Raw genomic sequence first — 5,209 nt, forward strand, 5'->3', positions numbered from 1 at the left:
TATTGGAGAAACAGTGCAAGCTAAATTGATGGCAGACCCTTTGTAGAGTCTGTTACAGATGCATTTGTGCAGAGATTCTTCAGTTGTATCTTTACAATCAAGTTTAGGTTAAAAATTAGTCGCGCCGAGTGGTAATTTTACTCTAAAAATATCCTAAACGTCTCTTTTATCTGCGAGTATTTTACCAACAAAAAGTAGAAAAAATTTACCAATTCTAATTTATAACTTCATATTTTTAACCTAAACGTGATTGTAAAGATACAACTGAAGAATCTCTGCACAAATGCATCTGTAACAGACTCTACAAAGGGTCTGCCATCAATTTAGCTTGCACTGTTTCTCCAATAGACTGTGCTAAAGGCCAAGATGTTTCTACCTGCCCCAAAGGTTCCATTGGAATCAAAATACTCACGCCCACCCAAGGAGTGCGTTGCTTACGCCACTGGGCCAATTGATCCGCCAAGAACCAGTGGAAAGGTGATGGATTTCCGCCGTCTGGCATAGCGTACCATTGCAACACAGCGAAGGTTTGCTGTGGTGTAACGGCGCGAAAGAACCTAGCTTTTACTTTTGTTTCAACCTTAGATGTCAACTTTGCAGGCGGTTTTACAGTAAATTCAGCAGAACGATATTGAGCTATATCCCACTTTCCCCAGCGTGATCTTCCCCAGCCGTTAACGTCTGTCCACTCTACCTCTGGTTGATCCATAGGCCCATTTTGCGGCAGTAAAAGCAAGATTGCCTGGGATTCGGAACCTTCCTTTTTAAGTACCTGCAAAGACCATTCATGTTCGCCAATTTGCTGTTGTGCTTGTTCAATAGTTTGCCAACCAGGAAGGGCTAACCCAGTCTTACGGATCTGTCTTAACTCCTTGAGGGTAGTAACAGGTGGCGGCTGTTTCCATTGCCAGTGTCCTGTCAGGTATCCGGGAACCCCTCCTATTGCCAACAAGAGTAGCAATAACAAAAGTGCTGCTACCTGACTCAATTGGTTTTCCTTAAAAAACTTGGAGAAGGAAATCATCAGTAAAATTTATGATACTTAGGCAAAATTTTACTTTATAAAATCACACCATGAGTTCAGTAATATTTATTAGTAGAGAAGCAGGGGAGTGAGGGGGATGAGGGGGATGAGGGAGATGAGGGGGATGAGGGACAAGAATTAATAACCAATGCCCAATACCCAATGCCCAATGCCCAATGCCCAATGCCCAATGCCCAATGCCCAATGCCCAATGCCCAATGCCCAATGCCCAATGCCCAATGCCCAATGCCCAATGACTAATGACTTTCCTCTTCTTGTTGAGTTTCTGATGCTGAAAAATAGCTATTAATCCAATTGAGTAAGGGCACTAACGACACCAGCATACAAGCAGAGTAGAGATCACCACCCCAACCGTCATGCAGCCATTTAAAAGCCCCTTCTTGACCTGTGCCGTGAAAGAAGGTCAGTAAAGTATTACGAATGATATTGGCACAAGTACTAACGATCGCAGCAAGTGATAAAAACGCTATAACTGTGCGCCGTGAAGACAAAGCGTCTGTCCAATAAAGCAGCATCAAGCCGACGTAGAGAGTCGTGAACAACATTTTCAGCCCTGCACAATAGGGGGCAACTTCTACAATCCGTCCTCCCACGTAGAGATTGATTTCATCTACGGTTACGTCCATACCAAATTGATTCAGTATAAAGCCTGCTGTGCCAGCGATGAAGCTTTGGAGAGGCAAGGTATAGGGAGCAATGAGATAGGGTACTGCCGTTGGGGTTGCCAAAAATACTAGTAGCAGGGGGAATCCTTGCGATCGCAAACCTGCTATTCCCTTAAACCACAAGCATAATCCTGCTAGTATAACTGGTAAGGAAAGGTTAACCCACTCTGTAACACCACTAAGATAAAACACTGCCCCGAATAACAACAAAACAGCGCTCAAAGGATGGATAGTATCTGGTAAACGTTTCCACTTTTTCCGGTTCATCCAGCCCAGATAAGCCGCAAATGGTAAACCAATAATCCCGTGGCTGAAATATTCGTGTTCTGTACTGATATTTTTGTTCAGCCAACCATCCAACCAATGTAGCAATATAGGAGCATAAAGCAGCAGCAAAACGCCTAGAATAGCTAGTTTTAATAAGCCTGAGACGTTTCTTTTTTAAACCTGTGGGGGGAGTACAATGATTTTCAGTAATTAAAAAACTCTCAGTATTTAGGGGGAGTGGGGAGGGGGAAAGGGGAAAGGGGGAAGGGGGATTGGGGAGTGGGGAGTGGGGAATGGGGATTGGGGATTGGGGAATGGGGAAGCCCATGAATAAATTCAGTTGCTTTGTTCTAAGTAGGAGTATTCCTCATTCCCCTATTACCCTACTACCCACTCCCTACTCCCCACTCCCTCTTTTGCTTCTGCTTTAGAAGTTGAGACTGCATGAGCGATCGCTGCTACAACTTCTTTAACTTGGCTACTGCTCAAACCGGGATACATCGGTAATGATAATATTTCTTTTGACAGTTTTTCTGCTTGGGGAAAATCTCCCGGCTGATAGCCTAAGTTGGTGAACGCTGGTTGGAGATGACAAGGAATTGGGTAGTGAATACCAGTTTGAATTCCTACTGCTGTGAGTTTTTCCTGGAGTTGCTGGCGTTCTATGGGGCAAGAATCATCAACTCTAATCACATAAAGATGATACACATGACCTGTATCACTTTGGTTTTCTATAGGGATAATACCAGCAGTTGCCGAGGGTGCTAGTTCATTATCATACTGCTGGGCGATAGTCAAGCGATCGCGATTCCACTGTGACAAATATGGTAGTTTTTGGTGCAAGACTGCTGCTTGTAAAGTATCCAAGCGGCTATTTGTACCTGGTTCAGTATGAAAATACTTTTGCGATGCACCATAATTTCGCAAGCGCATTATCTTCTGGGCTACATCTGAATCTCGTGTTAGCAGCATTCCTCCATCCCCAAATGCTCCCAAATTTTTGCTGGGATAGAAACTAAAAGCTGCTGCTATTCCGACTGAACCAGCGTGATATCCGTCTCTTTGGGCGAGGTGTGCTTGTGCCGCATCTTCAAAAATTAGTAGTTTGTAGGTATCGGCAAAGTTCAATAGTTCATGTGGTGATACCATTTGACCATAGAGATGCACAGGGATAATTGCTTTAGTCTGAGGCGTAATTGCCTTTGCTGCTTCTTTTAAGTCAATTAAAGCTGTTTGGCGATCGCAATCTACCAGAATTGGCTTCGCGCCAGCCCGTTGTACTCCAATCAAAGTTGCGATAAAAGTGTTTGCTGGTAAAATTACTTCATCACCAGCACCAATATTACACGCTTGCAATCCGAGAGCGATCGCATCTGTTCCTGATGCAACACCAACTCCATAAGCTGCCCCAGACGCTGCCGCAAATGCTGCTTCAAAATCTGAGACTGCTTGCCCTAAAATAAAATCTCCCTGTTCCAATACAGATTGGATTGCATGTTGCAATTGCGTTTGAATTGGTTCGTGTTGAAACTTCAGGTCTACAAAAGGAACTCTAATGGTCACTTGATTCATTACCAATTGTCCTCAAAAAAATATTTCCTCGGATGGAAAAAATAAAAAAGCCTGCACAATTTTCAGCATGAAATTGTAATAGGTTTAATCTATTGGATTGAGACTTATAGAAACTATCTAGCATTGTCAGCCATTAACGCTCTTTCATCACTCTCAGAAAACAATAATCGAAGCGGGAAACTGAAACTATTACTCAATCAAGGTAGGACTTACGCACACTCTACGAATTCTCGGCGCTCTTGGCGTCTTGGCGGTTCGATAAATTAAGCTTTTTAGCAATTTTTGCGTAAGTCCTACAAGGTTTGAAGCTTTATTTTCTAATAGAAATTCAAAAATGTTGCTAAAACCTGAAAATCGAAGTCTCATAAGCCTTGCAGCGATTGCTTTCTCCAAGACTGATGGAAGAGGGTTAATGCTAGCGGTCACAAGTAATATTTGCTATAAAAATTACACACTTAAAATAATCGTAAGTAAATTCACTTTGAAGATACCAGTCAGAATTTTTTCTTCTGTACATAAAGAATGACAGCCCCTTTGTATTGTATCCTTAGCATTAGCTTACCCTGACTGAATCCAAATCTAACGCAGTCTAACTGTAAAATCCCAAGCAATAAAGGCTACACCAGCGCTAGATAAAGAATATTCAGCACCAGTAACTAGTAACTTGTGGATACCGCGTCGCCTGCTTAATGTAAGAGATAAAAAATTTTTGCTCAAAATTTGTTTGTCAGAGGCAAAATTAGGGAATGCTTAAAATAGCAATTGATAACCCAGAAATAGGGCTTATATCAATTACAGTATCGAGAAATTATTAAGGTAGCAGTGGCAATGGTAGAGCCTGAAAACAAATTATTTGCCCTAAAGGATGGTTGGGACTCTCATGAATCAAGAGAACAACAACGCCTCAAAGCTTTGTCAGATTTAGGTTTGCGGCAACCAGAGACGATTCCGGTTTTTGAAGAGGCCACACAAACTGCTGCCCACTTTTTGGAAGCACCAATTTCCATATTGGGATTTGTGGATCAAGAACGCCACTGGTTCAAGTCGGCGGTGGGCTTATCTAGGCTGGGGCTAATGAATCATTTGGCACAAAGCCGCCAACTGTCACGCCGGGAATCCTTTTGCACTCAAGTAGTAGAGAGTCTTCAAGTATTTGTAATTAATGATACCCAGAACCTGACAGACCCAGTACTTGCTAGCAGCAAATTGGTGCAGGATTATGGTATTCGTGCTTACTTAGGAGCGCCACTGATTGATGCTGAGGGGCATTGTTTGGGTGCATTGGCGGTGATGGATTTAGTGCCGCGCAATTTTACAAACCGAGACATTGAGTTTTTACAAATCATAGCTCGTTGGAGCATGAGTGAATTTGAACGTAACCGACTCCTGCAACGGAGACTCGAATCAAGCACTCCCGCGATCGCTCCGATGTTTTTAATCAATGACGAACGGAATACTGAAATTAAAATCACCCCAGCCACTACAGATAGCGGCTCTGTTTCTACCAAGGAACTGAAACTGGAACTTTTGGATCAGCTAACTCAAGAGTTACGCACGCCCTTAACATCTGTACTCGGTATGGCTAGTGTTTTAGGACGTGAGATTTATGGGCCTTTGACGACTAAGCAGAGAGAATATTTGGAAATTATCCAACACAGTG

The 5,209-nt window shown here is 42.8% G+C and carries 5 protein-coding genes; 1 reads left to right on the forward strand and 4 read right to left on the reverse strand.

Features of this window, described 5'->3' with window-relative positions:
- Nucleotides 1-301 precede the first annotated feature (301 nt).
- The 4 genes from LC574_RS25495 to LC574_RS25510 form a co-directional block, all read right to left on the reverse strand.
- Entirely contained in the window at nt 302-1,024 is a 723-nt protein-coding gene (locus tag LC574_RS25495) for a cyanoexosortase B system-associated protein (protein ID WP_229456332.1), read from the reverse strand.
- 257 nt (nt 1,025-1,281) lie between these two features.
- Nucleotides 1,282-2,118, reverse strand: a complete 837-nt coding sequence (gene crtB, locus LC574_RS25500) for a cyanoexosortase B (protein ID WP_368736734.1) — start codon at nt 2,116-2,118, stop codon at nt 1,282-1,284.
- 237 nt (nt 2,119-2,355) lie between these two features.
- Nucleotides 2,356-3,549, reverse strand: coding sequence for a DegT/DnrJ/EryC1/StrS aminotransferase family protein (locus tag LC574_RS25505; RefSeq protein WP_229456334.1), 1,194 nt, complete (start codon nt 3,547-3,549; stop codon nt 2,356-2,358).
- A 579-nt stretch (nt 3,550-4,128) separates the two neighbouring features.
- Entirely contained in the window at nt 4,129-4,266 is a 138-nt protein-coding gene (locus LC574_RS25510; protein WP_229456335.1) for a hypothetical protein, read from the reverse strand.
- A 111-nt stretch (nt 4,267-4,377) separates the two neighbouring features.
- Between LC574_RS25510 and LC574_RS25515 the strand changes: the two genes are divergently transcribed.
- Nucleotides 4,378-5,209, forward strand: an 832-nt coding sequence (locus tag LC574_RS25515) for a GAF domain-containing protein (RefSeq protein ID WP_229456336.1), incomplete at its 3' end; no start/stop codon positions are given.

The sequence above is a fragment of the Nostoc sp. CHAB 5715 genome (genome assembly GCF_020829685.1).
GTDB lineage: Bacteria > Cyanobacteriota > Cyanobacteriia > Cyanobacteriales > Nostocaceae > Nostoc.